Origin of the sequence: Phocaeicola sp. RTP21198st1_B8_RTP21198_201120 (genome assembly GCF_040929485.1) — a bacterium.
GTDB classification, from domain to species: domain Bacteria; phylum Bacteroidota; class Bacteroidia; order Bacteroidales; family Bacteroidaceae; genus Phocaeicola; species Phocaeicola dorei.
The window spans coordinates 1-1,299 of record NZ_JBCOCI010000384.1; the positions used below are offsets into that span (position 1 = coordinate 1).

The window sequence follows — 1,299 nt, forward strand, 5'->3', positions numbered from 1 at the left end:
GTCAACAAAGAGTATCCACGTACTTCTTTTATGACATACAACAATCGCGCTGATGCCTTGAGTGGCAAGTTCGAACGAAGCAAGTATTACCGCTTGCTGAACGGAACCTGGAAATTCTACTTTGTAGACTCTTATAAAAAACTTCCCGAAAACATTACCGATCCGAACACCAATACAGATTCGTGGGATGATATTCAGGTGCCCGGCAACTGGGAAGTACAAGGACACGGAATAGCCATCTACACCAATCATGGTTATGAATTCAAACCGCGCAATCCACAACCTCCTACTCTTCCCGAAGCCAATCCGGTAGGAGTTTATCGCCGGGACATCGATATTCCGGCAGACTGGGACGGGCGGGATATCTACTTGCATTTGGCAGGAGCTAAGTCCGGCGTATATGTATATATCAACGGACAAGAAGTAGGATATAGCGAAGACTCCAAGAATCCGGCAGAATTTCTTATCAACAATTACGTGAAGCCGGGAAAGAACATACTTACAGTTAAAATCTTCCGTTGGAGCACCGGTTCCTATCTTGAATGTCAAGACTTCTGGCGTATGAGTGGTATTGAACGCGATGTTTTTCTGTATTCACAGCCTAAAGCAGCTCTCAAAGATTTCCGAATTAAGTCTACGCTGGACGACAGTTACAAAAATGGAATCTTCGGTTTAAATGTCGATTTGAGAAATCACGAAAAGGCTGCAACTAATCTTACATTAGTTTATGAACTATTAGATGCACAAGGAAAAGTTGTAGCTACTGAAGAGAAGACAGCCTATATTCCATCGAACGAAGTACGTACACTTTCTTTCGATAAGAATCTGACAGATGTCAGCACATGGACCTCCGAACATCCGAATCTATACAAACTGTTGATGACAGTAAAAGAGAATGGCAAAATCAATGAAATCATTCCTTTCAATGTAGGATTCCGCCGGATTGAGATCAAGCCTATCGAACAGAAGGCTGCTAACGGAAAACCGTATGTCTGCTTATTCATCAACGGTCAGCCTCTGAAACTGAAAGGGGTAAATATCCACGAACATAATCCGTCAACAGGTCATTATGTTACAGAGGATTTAATGCGCCGTGACCTCGAACTGATGAAACAACATAACTTAAACAGTGTACGCCTTTGCCACTATCCGCAAGACCGCCGTTTCTATGAGCTTTGTGATGAATACGGACTTTATGTATATGATGAAGCCAACGTGGAAAGCCACGGAATGTATTATGATCTCCGGAAAGGCGGTTCACTGGGTAACAATCCCGAATGGCTGAAACCGCACATGGAT

1 protein-coding gene is annotated in these 1,299 nt (G+C 43.2%); it reads left to right on the top strand.

Features of this window, described 5'->3' with window-relative positions; translation table 11 throughout:
* Nucleotides 1–1,299 (top strand): glycoside hydrolase family 2 protein (locus tag AB5935_RS26540; protein ID WP_368327932.1); only part of this gene is annotated, 1,299 nt, incomplete at both ends.